This is a genomic window from Streptomyces sp. NBC_01476, from assembly GCF_036227265.1.
Taxonomy (GTDB): domain Bacteria; phylum Actinomycetota; class Actinomycetes; order Streptomycetales; family Streptomycetaceae; genus Actinacidiphila.
The window spans coordinates 2,661,173-2,680,068 of record NZ_CP109446.1 but is presented as its reverse complement, the minus strand read 5'-3'; the positions used below and the strand labels follow the sequence as shown (position 1 = coordinate 2,680,068).

Here is an 18,896-nt window from a genome sequence, read left to right as displayed (position 1 = left end):
CCCTCAATCCTCGGCCGACAGGAAGCCGTTGCGACGGCGCAGCAGCAGTGCCGTGAAGGCCATCGAGAGCACGAAGAGCACCAGTGCGATGACGCACGCGGAGCCGTAGTCGAAGCGCTGGAAGCCGGCGTTGTAGACGAGTTGGGGCAGGGTCAGGGTGGACTTGTCGGGGTAGCCGGGCTCGACCTGCTGCCCGGAGTTGCCGATCACGCCCGAGGCGACCTTCCCGGCGACCAGCGGCTGTGTGTAGTACTGCATGGTCTGGATCACCCCGGTGACCACCGCGAACATCACGATCGGCGAGATGTTCGGCAGCGTCACGTACCGGAAGCGGTGCCAGGAGCCGGCGCCGTCCAGTTCGGCCGCCTCGTACTGCTCCTTGGGCACGTCGAGCAGCGCCGCCATGAAGATCACCATCAGGTCGCCGATGCCCCACAGCGCCAGCATGGTCAGCGCGGGCTTGGACCAGTGCGGGTCGGTGAACCAGCCGGGTGTCGGCAGGCCGATGTCGCCCAGCAGGTGGTTCACCGGCCCGGTGCCCGGGTTGAGCAGGAAGACGAACGCCATGGTGGCGGCGACCGGCGGGGCCAGGTACGGCAGGTAGAAGAAGGTACGGAAGAGGCCCGCACCGGTCTTGATCTTGGTGATCAGCAGCCCGATGCCCAGGCCGAAGATCACCCGCAGCGTCACCATCACGATCACCAGCCAGAGCGTGTTGCGCAGCGCCGGCCAGAAGAACGGGTAGTCCTTGAAGACATAGGACCAGTTCTTCCCGCCGGTCCAGGTCGGCGGGTTGATCCCGTTGTAGTGCATGAACGAGAAGTAGACGGTGGACAGCAGCGGATAGACGAAGAAGACGCAGAAGCCGACGATCCACGGCGACAGGAACGCCAGGGTGCGCAGCGCCGACTTGCGGCGCTTCTTCTTCAGCAGCGGGTGGACGGCGGTGGCGGTCATCACTTGGCCTGCGCGATGTCCTTGTCGACCTGCTTGTCGACGCCTTGCAGTCCGGCCTGCAGATCCTTGGACTTGCCGGACTCCCAGGCATAGCCGAAGTCCTGCAGAGTCAGCTGGTACGAGCCGCCGTTGATGCTCGGCGGGGTGGTGGTGCTGTCCGGGTTCTGCGCGATGTCGATGAAGGTCTTGAAGCCGGGGTCCTGGTCGAGCTGCGGCGACTTGAGCGCGGCCAGCGTGGAGGGCACATTGTGGATCGCGTTGGCGAAGGAGACGACCGCGTCGGTGTCGGTGGTCATGAACTTCACCAGTTCCCAGGCGGCGTTCTTCTTGGTGCTGGTGTTGGCGATGCCGATGATGGTGCCGGACAGGTAGCCCTTGCCGTAGGTGCTCGCCTGGTCGTCGGGGACCGGGAACGGCGCCACGCCGAGGTCGTTCATCCCGGCGTCCTTGGCCATGCCCAGCCGCCACTCGCCGTCGATGCCCATGGCGACCTGACCGGTCTGCAACGGGTTCTTGGCGCCGAACTCGTCACCGAAGGTGTTGCGGAACTTCTCCAGCTTGCTGAAGCCGCCGAGCGACTTCACCATGTCCTGCTGCCAGGTGAACATCGACGCGAAGCCGGGGTCCTTGGCGACCTGCGACTTTCCGTCGGCGTCGAAGTACTTCACGCCCCACTGGGCGGCGAGGTGGGTGGTGGTCGACTCGTAGCCGTGGAAGTCGGGCATGTAGCCGAGCTGGGAGTACGAGTCGCCGCTGGACTTGGTGAGCTTGACCGCGTCCTGCTTGAACTCGCTGAGCGTCCTGGGCGGCGCGCTGATGCCGGCCGCCGCGAACGCCTTCTTGTTGTAGTAGAGGCCGTAGGCGTCGCCGAGCAGCGGCAGGGTGCAGCGCTTCCCGTCGAACTGGGTGTATTCCAGCATCGGCTTGGGGAACGTGGCCGCCGGGTCGATGTGGTCCTTGGTGAGGAACTGGGTCAGATCGACCATGGAGCCGGACGAGCAGAACTGGCCGACGTTATCGGTGGTGAAGGAGGAGACCACGTCGGGGGCCTTGTCACCGCCGGAGCGCAGCGCCTGGTTGATCTTGTCGTCGGTGATGTTGCCCTGCACCTTGACGTGGATGTTGGGGTGGGCCTTCTCGAACCGGGCGACGTTGTCGTTGATCGCCTTCAACTCGTTGGGCGCGGACCAGCCGTGCCAGAAGTTGATGGTGACGTCCTTGGTGGCGTCGTCGCTCGCGCCGCTCGAACTCTGTCCGGTACACGCGCTCGCGAGCAGGGATATCGCAGCGGTTGCCGCCACGGCGGCGGCTGCCTTCGTCAGTCGGGACACTGCTCTTTACCTCCGGGAACGGAAAGGGGCGGGCGGGGGTGCGGGTGGGCCCCCAGGGTGTGCGGTGCCGTCGGAACGGCGGGGGAGAGGTGCCGTTCCGCCGGGCGGGCGGGGAGTCAGCCGGTCGGGGAACCGGGAGTCGGAGGAGCCGGGGTCGGAGGAGCCGGGGTCGGGGGAACCAGGGGTCGGTCAGCGGGAGGTGTCGAACACCTCGTCGCGGGTCGTGGCGAGCGCGCTCTCCAGCGCTCCGCTCAGCACGGGGTGCAGTTGTACGGTGCCGAGCACCAACCGGGGCCGGGGCACGGCCAGTTCGGCCAGCTCCGACTGGATCAGCGCGCGCAGGGGTTCGCCGCCGGCGACGAGCACATTGCCGGAGAGCACGATCAGCTCGGGGTCGAGGACCGCGACCAGGGAGGCGAGACCGACGGCGGTGCCGGTCGCGCAGCGGGCCAGCAGCTCGGGGTAGGGGCCGGTGGGCCCGTCCGTGCCGTCCTGGTGGCGGGCCGCGGCCCGCGCCAGGAGTTCGGTGGCGGCGTCCGGCTGGGTGCCCTCGGGGATCTCCAGGCCGAGTTCGCGGGCGATCGTGATCACCGCGTTGCAGCCGGCCAGCTCCTGGAAGCCGCCGTTGTTGGCCTTGGTGACATTGCGTACCAGCGGGGTGCCGGGCACCGGCAGGAAGCCGACCTCGCCGGCGCCGCCGGTCCAGCCGCGGTGCAGCCGGCCGCCGATCACGATGGCGGCGCCGATGCCCTCCTCGTTCCACAGCAGCACGAAGTCCTCGTGCTCACGGGCGGCGCCGATCCGCTGCTCGGCGACCGCGGCGAGGTTCACGTCGTTGTCGTACTCCAGCGGCATCGGCAGTGCGGCGGCCAGTTCGTCCAGCAGGGCGGTGGAGTGCCAGCCGGGCAGGTGGCTGGCGTACCGCAGCCGTCCGGTGCTCGGGTCGAAGGCGCCCGGCGTGCCGATCACCACCCGGTGCAGGTCCGAGCGGCTGAGCCCGGCCGCCTTGACCGCGCCGTCCAGTGCCCGCACCACGTTCTCCACCGCGCTGCCGGCCTTGCGCTGCGGGGTGGGCAGCCGGAAGGAGCCGACGGTACGGCCGGTGATGTCGGCGACCGCGGCCCTGATCCGCTCCGGGTTGACGTCCAGGCCGGCGACATGGGCGGCGGCGGGGTTGACCGAGTACAGCTGGGCGTTGGGGCCCGGGCGGCCCGCGGTGGTGCCGGTGGCGAGCACCAGGCCGGCGGATTCGAGGCGGGCCAGCAACTGGGAGGCGGTCGGCTTGGACAGACCGGTGAGTTTGCCGATCCGGGTCCGTGACAGCGTGCCGTGCTCCAGCAGGAGGTCGAGCGCGGCGCGGTCGTTCATGGCGCGCAGGACGCGCGGGGTTCCGGGGGTGCCAGCCATGCGCGCCATCCTCTCTCACTCGTCCGCCGCGACTGCCCTGATCACTGTTAGGAAAGTTTCCTATTGGCAAAACGAAAGGTAGGCCCGCCGTCAGCAGCGCGTCAAGGGGTGTTGGCGCCGCGTCGGCCAAGTCGTTACCAACCGTGCCCCGCCCCGCCACATCTCCCGCGCCACCGGCCGCCCCGACGCGTACGGCCCCTGTCGCCACCAGCGTGACAGGGGCCGTACCACAGCAGAAGAGGGCGGGGCGGGCGCTTCAGCGCTCCCCGGCGGACGGCGAGCGCTTCACCGCTCCCCGGCGGACGGCGGCGGGATCTCCGCCGCGGCCGGCCGGGCCGAGGCGGGCGTCTCGGAGACCTGGGTGGGCTCCCGCTCGGCGGCGGTGGCGCCCGGCTCCTGGGCGGCCGCGGCGGGCGAGCCGCTGGTGATCTCGATGCCCGCCTGGTCGAACGCCTTCTTGATGCGCCAGCGCAGCTCCCGGGCCACCGCTTCCGACTCGCCCGGCATCGTCCTGGCCTGCGTCTGGATGACCACCGACTCGACGCCGACCGACTCCAGACCCAGCACCTGCACCGGCTCCCAGAGCTTCTCGTCCCACGGGTCCTCCTTGGCCAGCCCCTCGGCGACCGCCGAGATCACCGACCGGGCCCGGTCGAGGTCCTCACCCGCGCCCACCTGCACATCGACCATGGCGGTCGCCCAGCCCTGGCTGAGGTTGCCGATCCGCTGCACCTCACCGTTGCGGACGTACCAGATCTCGCCGTTGTCCCCGCGCAGCTTCGTCACCCGCAGGCCGACCTCGATCACCGTGCCCGAGGCGACGCCCGCGTCGATCACGTCCCCGACGCCGTACTGGTCCTCCAGGATCATGAAGACCCCGGACAGGAAGTCGGTGACCAGGTTCCGCGCGCCGAAACCGATCGCGACGCCCGCCACACCGGCACTGGCCAGCAGTGGCGCCAGATTGATCTTCAGCACCGACAGCACGGTCAGCGCCGCCGTGCCCAGGATCACGAACGACGTCACACTCTTCAGCACCGAGCCGATCGCCGCGCTGCGCTGGCGGCGCCGCTCGGCGTTGACCAGCAACCCGCCCAGCGTGGTGCCGGCCGCGGCCTCGGCGCCCCTGTTCATCCGTTCGATCAGCCGGGTGATGGTCCGTAGCACCACTGCCCGCAGCACCACCGCGATGACCACGATCAGGACGATGCGCAGCCCCGCGGCCAGCCAGTTGGCCCAGTTCTTGTCCACCCAGTCGGCCGCCTGCGTGGCGGAGTGCGGGAGACCCTGCTGGGTCGCGGCATACGGGGGCGCGGCGGCGCTGGTCGTCGCGTAGATCACGTGCGGGAACCTCCGTGGGGGTGCGGAGGTTCCAATCTAAGGGCAACTGACGCTGTCCTGATCCGCCACCGGGGGAGCCGAGGCCCGCCGGGCGGGGGATGAAGGGAATGCGGCGGCGCACGGCGAAACGGAGTGTGGTTCAAAACACCTCCGGTCCGTTACCAAGGCATGGTGGCGCGCCGCCCCGTGTTCCGGAGAGACTGAAGTCAGATCGTCCCGGCGCGAGCCACGCGCCGCCGGCGTTAAAGGAGGCATCCGTGCCGCATGTGCTGGTCCTGAACGCGTCGTACGAGCCGCTCGGCGTCGTACCGCTCCGCCGCGCGCTCGTCCTCGTGCTGAACAACAAGGCCGTGTGCCTCGAGGAATCAGGCGCCTATCTGCACAGTGAGACGCAGGCGCTGCCGGCGCCGAGTGTCGTCAAGCTGACCAAATTCGTCCGGGTGCCCTTCCGGGGCACCGTGCCGCTCACCCGCCGAGCACTCTTCGCCCGCGACGGCGGCAAGTGCGCGTACTGCGGATCCGCCGCCACCAGCGTCGACCACGTCATTCCGCGCAGCCGCGGTGGGCAGCACGCCTGGGAGAACGTGGTGGCGGCGTGCAGACGCTGCAACCACGTCAAGGCGGACCGCCATGTGGCCGAGCTCGGGTGGCGGCTGCGCCATCAGCCCGCCCCGCCGTCCGGGCTCGCCTGGCGGATCATCGGGACCGGGCACAGGGATCCGCGCTGGCTGCCATACCTGCAACCGTTCGGCGCGGACGACGCCCTGGCCCGGATCGACGGCATATCAGCCTGAGATCCGGGCTTTCGTGTACCGCCCCCCGGCGATGTCCGGGGGCGGTTCCGATCGCGGGGCGCTCACCTGGGCTTTTCCCCCGGGGAGTCACCCCGCGGCGGCGTATGCCTCGACGCTGTAGAGCGAGTAGCCGTACTTCGTGGCCCGCTTGACGCCCTGCACCCGCAGAAAGCGGGTGTCGGCGGGCGAGTCCAGCCAGACGGTCTCGACTCCCCCGTCACCGTCCGTGACGGTGGCCGCGGTGTGCCACGTCACTCCATCGGCGGAGGTCTGGAGCTGGTACTTGGCGGCGTAGGCGTCCTGCCAGTGCAGCACCACCCGCCCGACCCGCGCCGGAGCGGCCAGCCGCACCTGCACCCAGGAGCTGTCCACCACCGGCGAGGACCAGCGCGTCGACGGGTCGCCGTCGGCGATCGCGGCGGCCGGGAAGTCGGGCGTCTCGTCCGCCGAAGAGGTGGCGGCGGAGCCGGGTACGAGGTCGGGCCCGCCGGTCCTGGGGTGCGTCTTCACCGTCAGACGGCGCTCGACGGTCCGGCCGGAGACGGTGAAGCGGACCGGGACGGTGTACGTGCCGGGGGCGGTGCCGGCCGGGACGCTGACCTGGAGCGGGACCCGTACGGTGGCGCCGCGGGGGAGCGCGACCTGCCGCGGGGCGGTGACGGTGATACCGGACGCGCCCGGCGGCCCGGGGGCGACAGCGGCGGTCAGGTCGCGCGGCAGCCCGGCGGAGACCGAGGCGGTGAAACGGGCCGGGGCGCCGCCCGCCTCGGCGTCGATCTCGGTGCGGTCGGCGGTCACCCGGGGCGCGTCGGCGAACCACGGGACCAGCTCGCGCACCCCGTCCGCGTCCGAGATCCGTACGGCGTCGGCGAGCGCGCCGACGTGCAGCTCCGTCCAGCCGTGCGGATCGAGGGTGCCCACCTGGTGCCAGCCGGTGGTGGTCCGCACCTCGACGGTGGGCGCGTTCCCGGTGCCGGGGGCGGGCGGCGGGCGGTGCTCGACGTACGGGAGATTGAGAGGGAAAGGGTGCGGCATCGCGCTCAGGTCGATGCCACGGGGCTTGCCGCCGGTGCTGGGGCCCGCCGCCACGGTGACCGTGTCCAGCAGCCGCGCGCCGCCGAACCGTACGGTCGCGGGGCCCGGTCCCGCCGCCGTGCCGACATCGCCGTCCACCAGGGCGGAGGCGTGCGCGGGGCCGCTCGCGGTCGGCGCGCCGGCGCCGCTCACCGAGACGGCGAACTCCCGGACCGTCACCGGGCCCGGCTGGGTGCCGGTGGAGCGCAGCCGGATCTGCCGGGCCCTGGTGCCGGCCGGCAGCGCGGCCGTGATCACCGCCTGGTCGTGGTAGGTGCCGATCCGCTGCCAGCCAGTGCCGTCGTCGCCGGAGATCTCCAGCACCGCGTCGTGCAGGAAGTCGTCGGAGCCGCCGCCGTCGCTCATCGTGATCCGCACCGCGCTCACCGGCCTCGCGGTCCCCAGATCCACCCCGAAGGCGTCGTCCGGCTGCGGCGGGGCGTCGCTCGACCAGGCGGTGGTGTCCTTGCCGTCCACCATCGCCGACGGGTCGGTGCCGTGGCCGGAGCCCATGGTGGTGGTGGCGCTGCGGCCGTCCGAGCGCAGGCCCAGCCACGCGTCGCCGTCGTCCACCGCCTTGTCGAGGAAGCCGTCCAGGGTCTCGGCGCCGACCTTCGCGGTGCCCTGGGCCAGCGGGGCCCGGTCGCGGTCCAGCGCCTGCCGGGCCCGCCACGCCGCGGAGCCGTCGCCGGCGGCCTGCGCGCGGAGCATGTCCACCGCGTCGGCGCCGGCGGCGCCGTAGGCGGAGAGCCGGTCGAGCCAGGGCGCGACCTCGTCGCCGAAGGAGCCGCCGGCCAGCGGGTCGAGGGCGGCGGGCGCGGTACGCATCGTGGTGAAGGCCGAACGCAGCCTGGCGGCGGCCGAGTCGAGCTGCCCGGGGTCGGCGCCCGGGGTCAGCGCGGCCCAGAAGTCCCGGATCAGCGGCTGGAGATACGCCGACTCCTCGCCGCCGAGCGCGGAGGACGACTCGTTGCCGGCCAGCGCGCCGAGCGCGGCCCTGGCCGCCGGATCGGACCCGGCCAGGTCGTCGATGGCGGCCTGCCAGGACGCCGCCGGGTCGTAACCCCGGGCGTTCCAGGCGTAGTCGGCGGCGGTGAAGAGCGGGATACGGGACGCGACCGGCTGCTGCATCGCGCTGGCCAGCACCCCGGCGGAGACGGTCGCCAGCGCCGGTTCGCGGCCGGTGTAGGGGCCGAGGAAGAGGCGGTCCGGCGCGAAGTCGTTCACCGGGTAGTTGTCGACGGTCATCAGGGGGTGCCGCAACGCGTCGCGAGCGCCCGCCACTTGGGAGCCGGTGATCTGCTTCGGCAGCACGCCGACGCCGGTCCAGGCGACCTCGATCTCCGGACCGAGCGCCTTGGCCAGCGCGGTGCGGTACGGGGTCGGGCCGTCCTGGTAGAACTCGGTCGGCAGCAGCGAGAGTTCCGGCCCGCCCTGCGGGCCGCCGTACCTCTCCCTGAGGTACGCGGCCATCGCGTTGGCGACGCTCGCCTGGGCCCGGGCCGCCGCGTCCGGCCCGGAGCCGAAGTGGCCGGAGTCGGCGCCGCAGTGCCACTCGCTGTAACTCACGTCCTGGAACTGGAGCTGGAAGGCGCGCATCCCCAGCGCCCACATCGCGTCCAGCTTCTTCTCCAGCGCGCGCCGGTCGGACGCCGAGGAGTAGCAGAAGGTCTGGCCGGGGGCGACCGCCCAGGCGAGCGTCACATGGTCCTGCTGGGCGCGCTGGGCCAGCGCCCGGAAGTCGGCGCGCTGGGCGGCCGGGTACGGCTCGCGCCACTGCGCCTGGCGGTAGGCGTCGTCGCCGGGGGCGTACAGGAAGCGGTTCTGCTTCGTCCTGGCCATGAAGTCGAGCTGTTCCAGGCGCTGTTGCTGGGTCCACGCGACGCCGTAGAAGCTCTCCGCGGTGCCGCGTACCGGGGCGGTGGGCCAGTCCCGGACGGTGACGCCCGCGAAGCCGCGCTCGCCCCGGTCGGTGGCCGCCAGCTGCCGCAGCGTCTGGGCGGCGTAGAAGAGGCCGTCGCCGCCGATGCCGTTCAGCGCGATGGTGTCGCCGCTGACCGCCAGCCGGTAACCGCCGGCCGGCAGGTCGCCCTGCGCCGGCGCGCCGAGGGCGTCCAGCTGCGCCAGGGCGGAGGAGCCCGCGTACACCGTCAGGCCCGGGCCGCGGAACTGCGCCCGCACCACGTCCTTGGCGCCCTGGGCACGCAGCGCGTCCTCGACGACCGCGAGCGCGGGCGGGTCGGCGTCCGGATCGGCCACCAGGGTGACCTGGGCCGTGACGCGGGCGAACTGCCCCTGCGCGCGGAGCGTCTGCGGCTTCGGCCAGACCGCCGGGGGCGCGGGCGACTGCGCCTTGGCGGTGACGGAACCGGTGACAGGGGAGACCGCCTGATCGGCGAAAGCGGGCGCCTGCCCGAGCCATCCGCCGACCACGGTGGCCACCACCGCCACGGCGGAGCTCTTGCGCAGCACGATTGCCTCCCGGGGCACGCCACACCCAGTCCGAACGGCGACCCCATCACCCCCGCCCCCCACGTGTCAACGCCCCCCGCGCCCCTCCGCCTCCCCACGCCCCCACCGTTCACCCCCAGTTGGCCCGCCGCGCGCCCCCCGGCCCGCGGCGAAACCCTCCGCCGCCGTACCGCCGAGCGGGCTACGGTGCGGTCACGAACGACCCGCGTGCGGCGGGCCCGACCTGCTTCCGGCAGTCCCGCCAGGACCCGCCCGACGGCTGCGCGGGCTGGTGGACGCGGGCGCCGTCGGGGGTGCGTGACGGAGGTGCGCGACGGGGACGCGGCCGAGGTCAGGGGCGGCGCCGGAGGTTGTCCACAGGGGTTCCGCGGCGGGCGGGGACGGCGTGCGAGGATGGCCGTCTCACCTGACCAGAAGGAGTGGGCCGCTGTGGCTGGTACGAACCTCACACGTGAGGAGGCGCAGGAGCGTGCGCGTCTGCTCACCGTGGATGCTTATGCGATCGAGCTGGATCTGAGCGGCGCCCAGGAGGGCGGCACCTTCAGGTCGGTGACCACGGTGCGGTTCGACGCGGCCGAGGCCGGAGCCTCGACGTTCATCGACCTGGTGGCCCCCACCGTGCACGAGGTGGTGCTCAACGGCGAGCCGCTCGACCCCGCGAAGGTCTTCGCCGACTCGCGGATCGCGCTGCCCTCCCTGTGGGCCGGCGGCAATGAACTGCGCGTGGTGGCCGACTGCGCCTACACCAACACCGGTGAGGGCCTGCACCGCTTCGTCGACCCGGTCGACAAGCAGGCGTACCTCTACACCCAGTTCGAGGTCGCGGACTCCCGCCGGGTCTTCGCCGGCTTCGAGCAGCCCGACCTGAAGGCGACCTTCGCCTTCACCGTCAAGGCCCCGGCCGGCTGGACCGTGATCTCCAACTCGCCCACCCCCGAGGCCCCGGCAGACGGCGTCTGGGTCTTCGAGCCCACCCCGCGCATCTCCACCTACATCACCGCGCTGATCGCCGGCCCGTACGCGTCGGTGCACAGCAGCTGGCAGGGCGACGGCCGCAGCGTCCCGCTCGCCATCTACTGCCGCCCCTCGCTCGCCGAGCACCTCGACGCCGAGGCGGTCTTCGCGGTCACCCGGCAGGGCTTCGACTGGTTCCAGGAGAAGTTCGACTACGCGTACCCGTTCGCCAAGTACGACCAGCTCTTCGTCCCGGAGTTCAACGCCGGCGCGATGGAGAACGCGGGCGCGGTCACCATCCGGGACCAGTACGTCTTCCGCTCCAAGGTCACCGACGCCGCCTACGAGGTGCGCGCCGAGACCATCCTGCACGAGCTGGCCCACATGTGGTTCGGCGACCTGGTCACCATGGAGTGGTGGAACGACCTCTGGCTCAACGAGTCGTTCGCCACCTACACCTCCATCGCCTGCCAGGCGCACGCCCCCGGCTCCCAGTGGCCGCACTCCTGGACCACCTTCGCCAACTCCATGAAGACCTGGGCGTACCGGCAGGACCAGCTGCCCTCCACCCACCCGATCATGGCGGAGATCAACGACCTGGACGACGTCCTGGTCAACTTCGACGGCATCACCTACGCCAAGGGCGCCTCCGTCCTCAAGCAGCTGGTCGCCTATGTCGGCATGGACGAGTTCTTCACCGGTGTGCAGGCGTACTTCAAGCGGCACGCCTGGGGCAACACCCGCCTCTCCGACCTGCTGGGCGCGCTGGAGGAGACCTCCGGGCGCGACCTGAAGACCTGGTCCAAGGCGTGGCTGGAGACGGCCGGCATCAATGTGCTGCGGCCCGAACTGACGGTGGACGACCAGGGCCTGGTCACCTCCTTCGCGGTCCGCCAGGAAGCCCCCCCGCTGCCGGCCGGCGCCAAGGGCACCGCGGTGCTGCGCCCGCACCGGATCGCCATCGGCGCCTATGACCTCAAGGACGGCAAGCTCGTCCGCAGCAGCCGGATCGAGCTGGACGTGGAGGGCGAGCTGACGCAGGTGCCCTTCCCGCAGGGCACCCCCCGCCCCGACGTGATCCTGCTCAACGACGACGACCTGTCGTACGCCAAGGTCCGCCTCGACGAGCAGTCGCTGGCCACCGTCCGCGACCACCTCGGCGACTTCACCGAGTCGCTGCCCCGCGCGCTGGTCTGGGCGGCGGCCTGGGACATGACCCGCGACGGCGAACTGGCCACCCGGGACTACCTGGAGCTGGTGCTGCACGGCATCGGCAAGGAGACCGACATCGGGGTGGTGCAGTCGCTGCACCGCCAGGTCAAGCTGGCGCTCGACCTCTACGCCGACCCGGCCTGGCGCGCGGCGGGGCTGGCCCGCTGGACCGAGGCGACCCTGGAGCACCTGGAAGCCGCCGCCCCCGGCAGCGACCACCAGCTCGCCTGGGCCCGCGCCTTCGCCGGCACCGCCCGCACCCCCGAGCAGCTGGACGTGCTCCAGGAACTCCTCGACGGGACGCGGACCTACGAGGGCCTGGCCGTCGACACCGACCTGCGCTGGTCGCTGCTGACCCGGCTGGCCGCGACCGGCCGGGCCGGCGAGGACGCGATCGACGCCGAACTCGTCCGCGACGCCACTTCGGCGGGCGAGCAGCACGCCGCGGGCGCCCGCGCGGCCCGGCCGACGGCGGAGGCCAAGGCCGACGTGTGGGCGTCGGTGGTGGAGGGCGACAAGCTGCCGAACTCCCTCCAGGAAGCGGTCATCTTCGGCTTCGGCCAGAGCGACCAGCGCGAATTGCTCGCCCCCTACACCGAGCGGTACTTCGCCGCGGTCAAGGAGGTGTGGGAGACCCGCAGCCACGAGATGGCCCAGCAGGTCGTGGTCGGCCTCTACCCCAGCCTGCTGGTCTCCCAGGAGACGCTGGACGCCACCGACGCCTGGCTCGCCTCGGCCGACCCGGTGCCGGCGCTGCGGCGCCTGGTCATCGAGTCCCGCGCGGGCGTCGAGCGCGCCCTCAAGGCCCAGCAGGTGGACGCCGCGGCCAACTGATCCACCGGCCCCCGGGCAAGTATGGTGCCCGACCCCGGGCGAACAGCCCGGGTCCTGGAGCGCCCCACCGGGGCCGTACCCGGGGCCGGCGGACGGGGGTGCCGGGATGCGGCCCGTGCACGCAGCGGGGCTGCCCCCGTGCTCCCAGGACGTTGGCGGCCGGGACGCGGTCCCGGTTTCCCACCGGGGCTGTATCCGGGGCCCTCCCCGGGTCGGCGGACGGGGGTGTCAGGATGCCGGGGTGACCGACATCCCTGACTCCGCCGGCGCCGGCCCCGCCCGGGGCCCCGTCCGGATCCGCCTCGCCCACACCGCGGAGCTGACCCCCGGCGAACTGGCCGCCGCCCGCACCCTGCTGGACGACGCCTTCGCGGACAGCCCGGGCGAGGAGTTCACCGACGAGGACTGGGACCACAGCCGCGGCGGCATGCACGTCCTCGCCTGGGAGGGGGCCGCGCTGATCGGCCACGCCGCCGTCGTCCAGCGCCGCCTGCTGCACGGCGGCCGGGCGCTGCGTACCGGCTATGTGGAGGGCGTCGCGGTCCGTGCCGACCGCCGCGGCCGGGGCGTCGGCGCCGCGCTGATGACCGCCGCGGAGCGCGTCGTCCACGGTGGCTACGAACTCGGCGCGCTGGGCAGCGCCGAGGACGCCACCGGCTTCTACACCGCCCGCGGCTGGCGCCCCTGGCAGGGCCCGCTCTCCGCCCTCACCCCCGACGGCGTCGTCCCCACGCCGGAGGAGGCGGGGTGGATCCACGTCCTCGCCGTCGCCGGTACGCCGCTCGATCCCACCGGTCCGCTGACCTGTGACTGGCGTGACGGCGAGGTGTGGTGACCGCGCGCGTACCCCCGCAGGTGGCGAACGCCCGCCGTACGGCCGACGTTCCGGCGTGCCTGCGGTCATGAACCGGCAAAGCAGGTCAAGGTGTGGCCAACCGCTTCCTGCTCGTTGGTCACGTGTTCACCGGTAACCCCCATCGCCACACGCATAACTCCCGCAAGAGTTTTGAGGGGTCCCCGACAAGGACCCAGTACCGGCAGCTCCAGGGTTCGCAGGCTCAAAGCTCCAGGAGGGAATGTTCATGGCCGAGTTGACACGACGCCGGCTCCTCGGATCGGCGGCGGGTGCCATCGGCGGGGCGGCGGCGCTCTCGCTGCTGCCACCCAGCGTGCAGAAGGCGGTGGCCGCCGGGCCACCGCGCCGCAGCTCCATCCAGGACATCAAGCACATCGTCCTGCTGATGCAGGAGAACCGCTCGTTCGACCACTACTTCGGCACCCTTTCCGGCGTACGCGGCTTCAGCGACCCCAACGCGCTGAAGCTCTCCACCGGCCGCTCGGTGTTCTACCAGCCGGACACGGTGAACCCGGACGGCTACCTGTTGCCGTTCCACCTCGACACCAAGACCACCAGCGCCCAGGCCATCCCCTCCACCAGCCACGCCTGGTCGGTGCAGCACCAGGCGTGGAACAACGGCACGATGGACAAGTGGCTGCCCGCCCACCGTGCCGCGGACGGCGCCAACGGCCCCTATGTGATGGGCTACTACACCCGCGAGGACATCCCCTTCCAGTTCGCCCTCGCCGAGAACTTCACCATCTGCGACCACTACTTCTGCTCGGTCATGGGCCCGACCTGGCCCAACCGTCTCTACTGGATGACCGGCTCGATCGACCCGGGCGGCACCAAGGGCGGCCCGGTCATCTCCAACAGCGCGCCCACGCCGTACACCTGGACCACCTACGCCGAGCGCCTGCAGGCGGCCGGTGTGAGCTGGAAGGTCTACCAGGAGGACGACGACTACGGCTGCAACATGCTGGAGAACTTCCAGAACTTCAAGAACGCCAAGCCCGGTTCCGCACTCTACGAACGGGGGGTGCGCCCGGGCCCGGCCGGCGCCTTCGAGGACGACGCGCGCAACGACCGGCTGCCGACCGTCTCCTGGATCATCCCCACCAGCACCCAGTCCGAGCACCCGGACTACCTGCCCGCGGCCGGCGCCGACTTCGTGGCCCAGAAGATCGAGGCGATCGCGTCCAACCCCGCGGTGTGGGCGAAGACCGCGTTCATCCTCAACTACGACGAGAACGACGGCCTCTTCGACCACGTCCCGCCGCCGGCCGCACCCGCCGGGACGGCCGGTGAGTTCGTGCAGAACCTGCCGATCGGCGCCGGCTTCCGGGTGCCGGCCATCATCGTCTCGCCGTGGACCGTCGGCGGCTGGGTGGCCAGTGAGACCTTCGACCACACCTCGCCGCTGCGGCTGCTCGAACACGTCACCGGCGTCCAGGAGAGCAACATCAGCGCCTGGCGCCGCCGTACCTTCGGCGATCTCACCTCGGTCTTCCGCTTCACCGACACCCACCCCACGCCGCCCCCGCTGCCGGACGACACCGCCGAGCAGCTGGAACAGGCCGAGCAGGAAGTGGCGACGCTGCCCAAGCCGACCCTGCCAGGGGCCGCGCAGTCCTTCCCGCACCAGGAGCCGGGCAGCCGCCCGCACGTATGACCGGACGGCGCGCCCGTGAGCCCCCGTGGCTCCCGCCGCGCCCGCCCGGCACACCCCGCACCCGCCCAGCCCCCTCGCGCCCGCCCAGCCCCCTCGCGCCCGCCCAGCACCCTCCCGCACGCTTCACGCACCCCCCCCACACCCCGCGCGCCCGCCGAAAACCGGTGGGCGCGCGGACGCGCGGACCGCTAGGGTCGGCACCTTTGGCGGAAAGCGGCGGGGGAGGGCACGGACATGGCGGGCGCACGGCTCGGCCGCGACTTCTCCGTGCTGTGGGCGGCCAACTCCGTCTCCACCCTCGGCGACGGCATGGTGGCCGCGGCGGCCCCGCTGCTGGTCGCCTCGGTCTCCGACGACCCGGTGCTCATCGGCCTCGCGGTCTTCGTCCAGCAATTGCCCTGGCTGCTGTTCTCCCTGGTCAGCGGTGCCATCGTGGACCGGCTCGACAAGCAGCGGCTGATCGTCGCGGTCGACGCCGGCCGCGGGCTGCTCACCGCGGCGCTCGCGCTGGCCGTCTGGACCGGCCATGCCTCGATCCCGGTGATCTACGCGGTCGCCTTCCTGCTCGGCACCGGTGAGACGCTCGCCGAGAACGCCGCGGCCACCCTGGTGCCCGCGGTGGTCGCACCGGACCTGCTGCCCGCGGCCAACTCGCGGCTGCACGGCTCGTACTTCGTACTGAACAAGTTCGCCGGCCGGCCGGTGGGCGCGAGCCTCTTCGTGCTGGCGTCGGCGCTGCCGTTCGGGCTGGACGCCACCTCGTTCCTGGTCTCCGCGGCGCTGGTGGCGACGATGCGCGGGGTCCGGGCCAAGGACCGGCCGGCGGCGGAACCGGGCCGGAGCATCCGCGCCGACATCACCGACGGGATCCGCCGGCTGTGGGGCGACCCGGTGGTGCGGATGCTCGCGGTAGCCCTGTGCCTGATGAACGTCACGCTCACCGCCGGCTTCTCGGTCATGGTCCTCTACGCCCGCGACCGGCTCGGCATGAGCGACATCGGCTACGGCTTCCTGCTCTCCGCCAGCGCGGTCGGCGGCGTGCTGGGCGCGGCGCTGGCGCCACGGCTGCAGTCCTGGTTCCGGGTGTCACTGCTGCTGCGCGGCGGGCTGGTGATCGAGACGCTGACCCATGTGGGTCTGGCGCTGTCCACCACGGCCTGGGCCGCGTCCGCCGTCCTGGTCGCCTTCGGCGTGCACTCGTCGGTCTTCGCCGGGGTGGAGACCACCTTCCGGCAGCGCCGGATCCCGGACGAGCTGCGCGGGCGGGTGCAGAGCGTCTTCATGATGTTCGCGATCGGCGGCAATGTGGCCGGCGCGCTGATCGGCGGCCCGCTGGTGAACTGGCAGGGGATCACGGCGCCGTTCTGGTTTTCGGCGGCGGCGATGGCCGTGGTCACCGCGTTCTGCTGGCGCCCCTTCGGCCGGCATCTGCCGGACGGCGCCGCGGCGGAACGCGAGGAGCCGGGCCCGGCGGCGGGCAGCACCGAGCCGCCGGTTCACCCGCAGACGGGGTGAGGCCGGAACTGCCGCCCGGCGAACGCCGGACGGACGGGCGAGGACCGCGTGAAGGCCGCCGAGCAGACCGGGGAGGCCGGGGAGACCGCCGCGCGGAACGCCGGGAAGCGGGCCGTCAGTTCTTCTGCTGCTTGCGCGATCCGTCGGTGAGCACGACCCCGGCCGTGATGATCAGGAACAGCGCGATCGGGCAGCCGACGAAGAGACCGAGCGTCTGGATCACGCTCAGGCCGGACCCCGGGTCGTCGCCGTCGTCACGGGTCAGCGCGAACGCGGGGGACGACACCAGCAGCATCAGCGTCGTACCGACGGTCACGACTCCGGCGCGCATGATCTTCTTGTTGAGCTTCTTGTCCACGCGCTCAATGTAGTGACCACGCTCGTGGGCCGCGCGCCCGGGGTGCGTTACGGGGTGTCGTGCCGCCGGTCAGGATTCTGCCAGCGCCCGCCGCACCTCGTCGGCCAGCGCGTGCAGCCGCGGCGAGGCGGCCAGTTCCTCCAGCGTCATCGGGGTGCCGTCAGGTCCTGCCAGCGGCAGCCGCCAGTTGGGATACTCCGTCGAGGTGCCCGGCAGATTCTGCGGCCTGCGGTCGCCCACCCCGTCCGGCAGCCACACCCCGACCATCCGGGCCGGCGTCCGGGCCAGGAACCGGTGCACCGCCTTGACCACGGCCTCCTCGTCGGCGGCGCCCTCCGGCAGCATCCCGAGCCGCCCCAGCAGCGCGATCCACTCGGCCACCTCCGCGGCGTCCTCGGCCTGCTCCTCGGCGAGCGGCCGGGTCAGCAGGCCCAGCCGGTGCCGCAGCCCCACATGTTCGCCGGTCAGCCGGGCCGCGGTGCTCGGCAGGTCGTGGGTGGTGGCCGTCGCCAGGCAGAACTCCCGCCAGGCCGAGGGCGGCAGCGGCCGCCGGTCGCCCGGCTTTCCGTCGGCGCGCTGGTAATCGCGTTCGAACCACAGCACCGAGGTGCCGAGGATGCCCCGGCCGGAGAGTTCCTCGCGTACGCCCGGCTCGACCGTGCCCAGGTCCTCGCCGATCACCACCGCGCCGGCCTCGTACGCCTCCAGCGCCAGCAGGCCCAGCATCGCCCCGGCGTCGTAGCGGACGTAGGTGCCCTCCGTCGGCGGGCGGCCCTGCGGGACCCACCAGAGCCGGAAGAGGCCCATCACATGGTCCATCCGCAGCCCGCCGGCGTGCCGCAGCATCCGGGAGATCAGATCGCGGTAGGGCGCGTAGCCGGTGGCGGCCAGCGCGTCCGGCCGCCACGGCGGCAGGCCCCAGTCCTGGCCGCGGGAGTTGAAGGCGTCAGGCGGCGCGCCCACCGACATCCCCGCGGCCAGGACGTCCTGCATCGCCCAGGCGTCCGAGCCCGACGGATTGACCCCCACCGCCAGGTCGTGCACGATCCCGACCGGCATCCCCGCGTCCTTCGCGGCCTGCTGCGCCGCACCCAGCTGACCGTCCGTCAGCCAGGCCAGCCAGCAGTGGAAGTCCACCCGGTCCAGGTGTTCGCTGCGGGCCCTGGCCACCTGCGCCGAGCGCGGATCGCGCAGGCCGGCCGGCCAGGAGTGCCAGTCGGGGCCGTGCAGTTCGGCCAGCGCCGACCAGGTGGCGTGGTCGTCGAGCGCCTGGCCCTGCTCGGCCAGGAAGTCGGCGTACGCGGCCCGCCGGCCGGGGCTCAGCGGCACCTGCCGCAGCAGCGCCAGCGCCTCCGCCTTCAGCGCCCACACCGCGTCCCGGTCGATCAGCGCGTCCTTCAGCAGTACGGACTCGCGCAGCACGGCGGCTCTGCGCAGCAGCGCCTCGGTCTGCTCCCGGCCGTCGGGGGAGAGGTAGGCGTACTCCGGGACCTCCTCGATCCGCAGGTACACCGGGTCACGGAAGCGGCGCGAGGACGGGCTGTACGGGGAGGGGTCGGTCGGATGCCCCGGTACGGCGGCGTGCAGCGGATTGATCTGCAGGAACCCCGCGCCGAGGGTGCGCCCCGACCACGCCGCGAGGTCGGCGAGGTCACCGAGGTCGCCCATGCCCCAGGAACGCGAGGAGAGCGTGGAGTAGAGCTGGGCCATGAAGCCGAAGGTGCGCCCCGGCGGGCCCGGCAGGCGCCGCGGGGCCACGATCAGGTCCCCGGTGGCGGTACGGCCGTCCGCCGCCTCGGCCCGCAGGGTGTAGCGGCCCGGGGCCTGCGGGGCGGTCGTCCCGTGGCCCGCGACGGTCAGCCGGGTGCCCGACGGCGGGCGGGGCAGGGACTCACCCGAGCGGATCACCGTGCAGGGGCTGAGCAGACGGTGCGTGGCGCGCTGCTCGTACGCGGCCAGGGCGTCCTTGACGGCGCGGGGGGTGGAGGCGTCCACACCGAGCGCGGCCAGGACGGCCACCACCGTGTCCTCGGGGACGGCGATCTCCGTTTCCGGGGCGGGGCGATAGGTCACGTCCACCCCGTACAGGCCAGCGAGCCGCACCCGGTCCATCAAGTCTCCGTCCTCCCGGCCGACG

12 protein-coding genes are annotated in these 18,896 nt (G+C 72.4%); 5 read left to right on the top strand and 7 right to left on the bottom strand.

Annotation, left to right across the window (positions count from 1 at the left end; genetic code table 11):
* Positions 1-3: 3 nt before the first annotated feature.
* The 4 genes from OG552_RS12015 to OG552_RS12000 all read right to left on the bottom strand — a co-directional run bounded on the left by OG552_RS12015 (position 4) and on the right by OG552_RS12000 (position 5,036).
* A complete protein-coding gene (locus OG552_RS12015; protein ID WP_329132090.1) occupies positions 4-957 on the bottom strand; it encodes a carbohydrate ABC transporter permease in 954 nt (317 codons plus the stop codon).
* Complete coding sequence (locus OG552_RS12010; protein WP_329132088.1) at positions 957-2,288, bottom strand: ABC transporter substrate-binding protein; 1,332 nt, start codon at positions 2,286-2,288, stop codon at positions 957-959. Before OG552_RS12010 ends, OG552_RS12015 begins: the two co-directional genes overlap by 1 nt.
* A gap of 189 nt (positions 2,289-2,477) precedes the next feature.
* On the bottom strand, positions 2,478-3,704 hold the full coding sequence (locus OG552_RS12005) for an ROK family transcriptional regulator (RefSeq protein ID WP_329132086.1): 1,227 nt from the start codon (positions 3,702-3,704) through the stop codon (positions 2,478-2,480).
* Between the two features lie 276 nt (positions 3,705-3,980).
* Positions 3,981-5,036, bottom strand: a complete 1,056-nt coding sequence (locus OG552_RS12000; RefSeq protein ID WP_329132085.1) for a mechanosensitive ion channel family protein — start codon at positions 5,034-5,036, stop codon at positions 3,981-3,983.
* A 257-nt stretch (positions 5,037-5,293) separates the two neighbouring features.
* Between OG552_RS12000 and OG552_RS11995 the strand changes: the two genes are divergently transcribed.
* Positions 5,294-5,830: an HNH endonuclease gene (locus OG552_RS11995; protein ID WP_093737143.1), complete on the top strand. Its 537-nt coding sequence runs from the start codon at positions 5,294-5,296 to the stop codon at positions 5,828-5,830.
* An 87-nt stretch (positions 5,831-5,917) separates the two neighbouring features.
* Here OG552_RS11995 and OG552_RS11990 read toward each other — a convergent pair whose 3' ends face one another.
* Positions 5,918-9,376, bottom strand: a complete 3,459-nt coding sequence (locus OG552_RS11990) for a beta-N-acetylglucosaminidase domain-containing protein (protein WP_329132079.1) — start codon at positions 9,374-9,376, stop codon at positions 5,918-5,920.
* Between the two features lie 429 nt (positions 9,377-9,805).
* Here OG552_RS11990 and pepN point away from each other — a divergent pair, with 429 nt between their 5' ends.
* The 4 genes from pepN to OG552_RS11970 all read left to right on the top strand — a co-directional run bounded on the left by pepN (position 9,806) and on the right by OG552_RS11970 (position 16,401).
* A complete protein-coding gene (gene pepN / locus OG552_RS11985) occupies positions 9,806-12,376 on the top strand; it encodes an aminopeptidase N (protein WP_329132075.1) in 2,571 nt (856 codons plus the stop codon).
* A gap of 250 nt (positions 12,377-12,626) precedes the next feature.
* Positions 12,627-13,211, top strand: coding sequence for a GNAT family N-acetyltransferase (locus tag OG552_RS11980; protein WP_443071158.1), 585 nt, complete (start codon positions 12,627-12,629; stop codon positions 13,209-13,211).
* Between the two features lie 247 nt (positions 13,212-13,458).
* On the top strand, positions 13,459-14,886 hold the full coding sequence (locus tag OG552_RS11975; protein WP_329132071.1) for an alkaline phosphatase family protein: 1,428 nt from the start codon (positions 13,459-13,461) through the stop codon (positions 14,884-14,886).
* A gap of 234 nt (positions 14,887-15,120) precedes the next feature.
* The gene (locus tag OG552_RS11970; protein ID WP_329132070.1) at positions 15,121-16,401 is read left to right on the top strand and encodes an MFS transporter; all 1,281 of its coding nucleotides are present in this window, start codon (positions 15,121-15,123) and stop codon (positions 16,399-16,401) included.
* A 115-nt stretch (positions 16,402-16,516) separates the two neighbouring features.
* Here OG552_RS11970 and OG552_RS11965 read toward each other — a convergent pair whose 3' ends face one another.
* Together OG552_RS11965 and malQ are read right to left on the bottom strand one after the other, a co-directional pair.
* Positions 16,517-16,759 (bottom strand): hypothetical protein, encoded by a 243-nt coding sequence (locus OG552_RS11965; RefSeq protein WP_329132068.1) that lies wholly within the window; start codon positions 16,757-16,759, stop codon positions 16,517-16,519.
* Positions 16,760-16,828: 69 nt separating this feature from the next.
* A complete protein-coding gene (malQ, locus tag OG552_RS11960; RefSeq protein WP_329132066.1) occupies positions 16,829-18,871 on the bottom strand; it encodes a 4-alpha-glucanotransferase in 2,043 nt (680 codons plus the stop codon).
* Positions 18,872-18,896 lie beyond the last annotated feature (25 nt).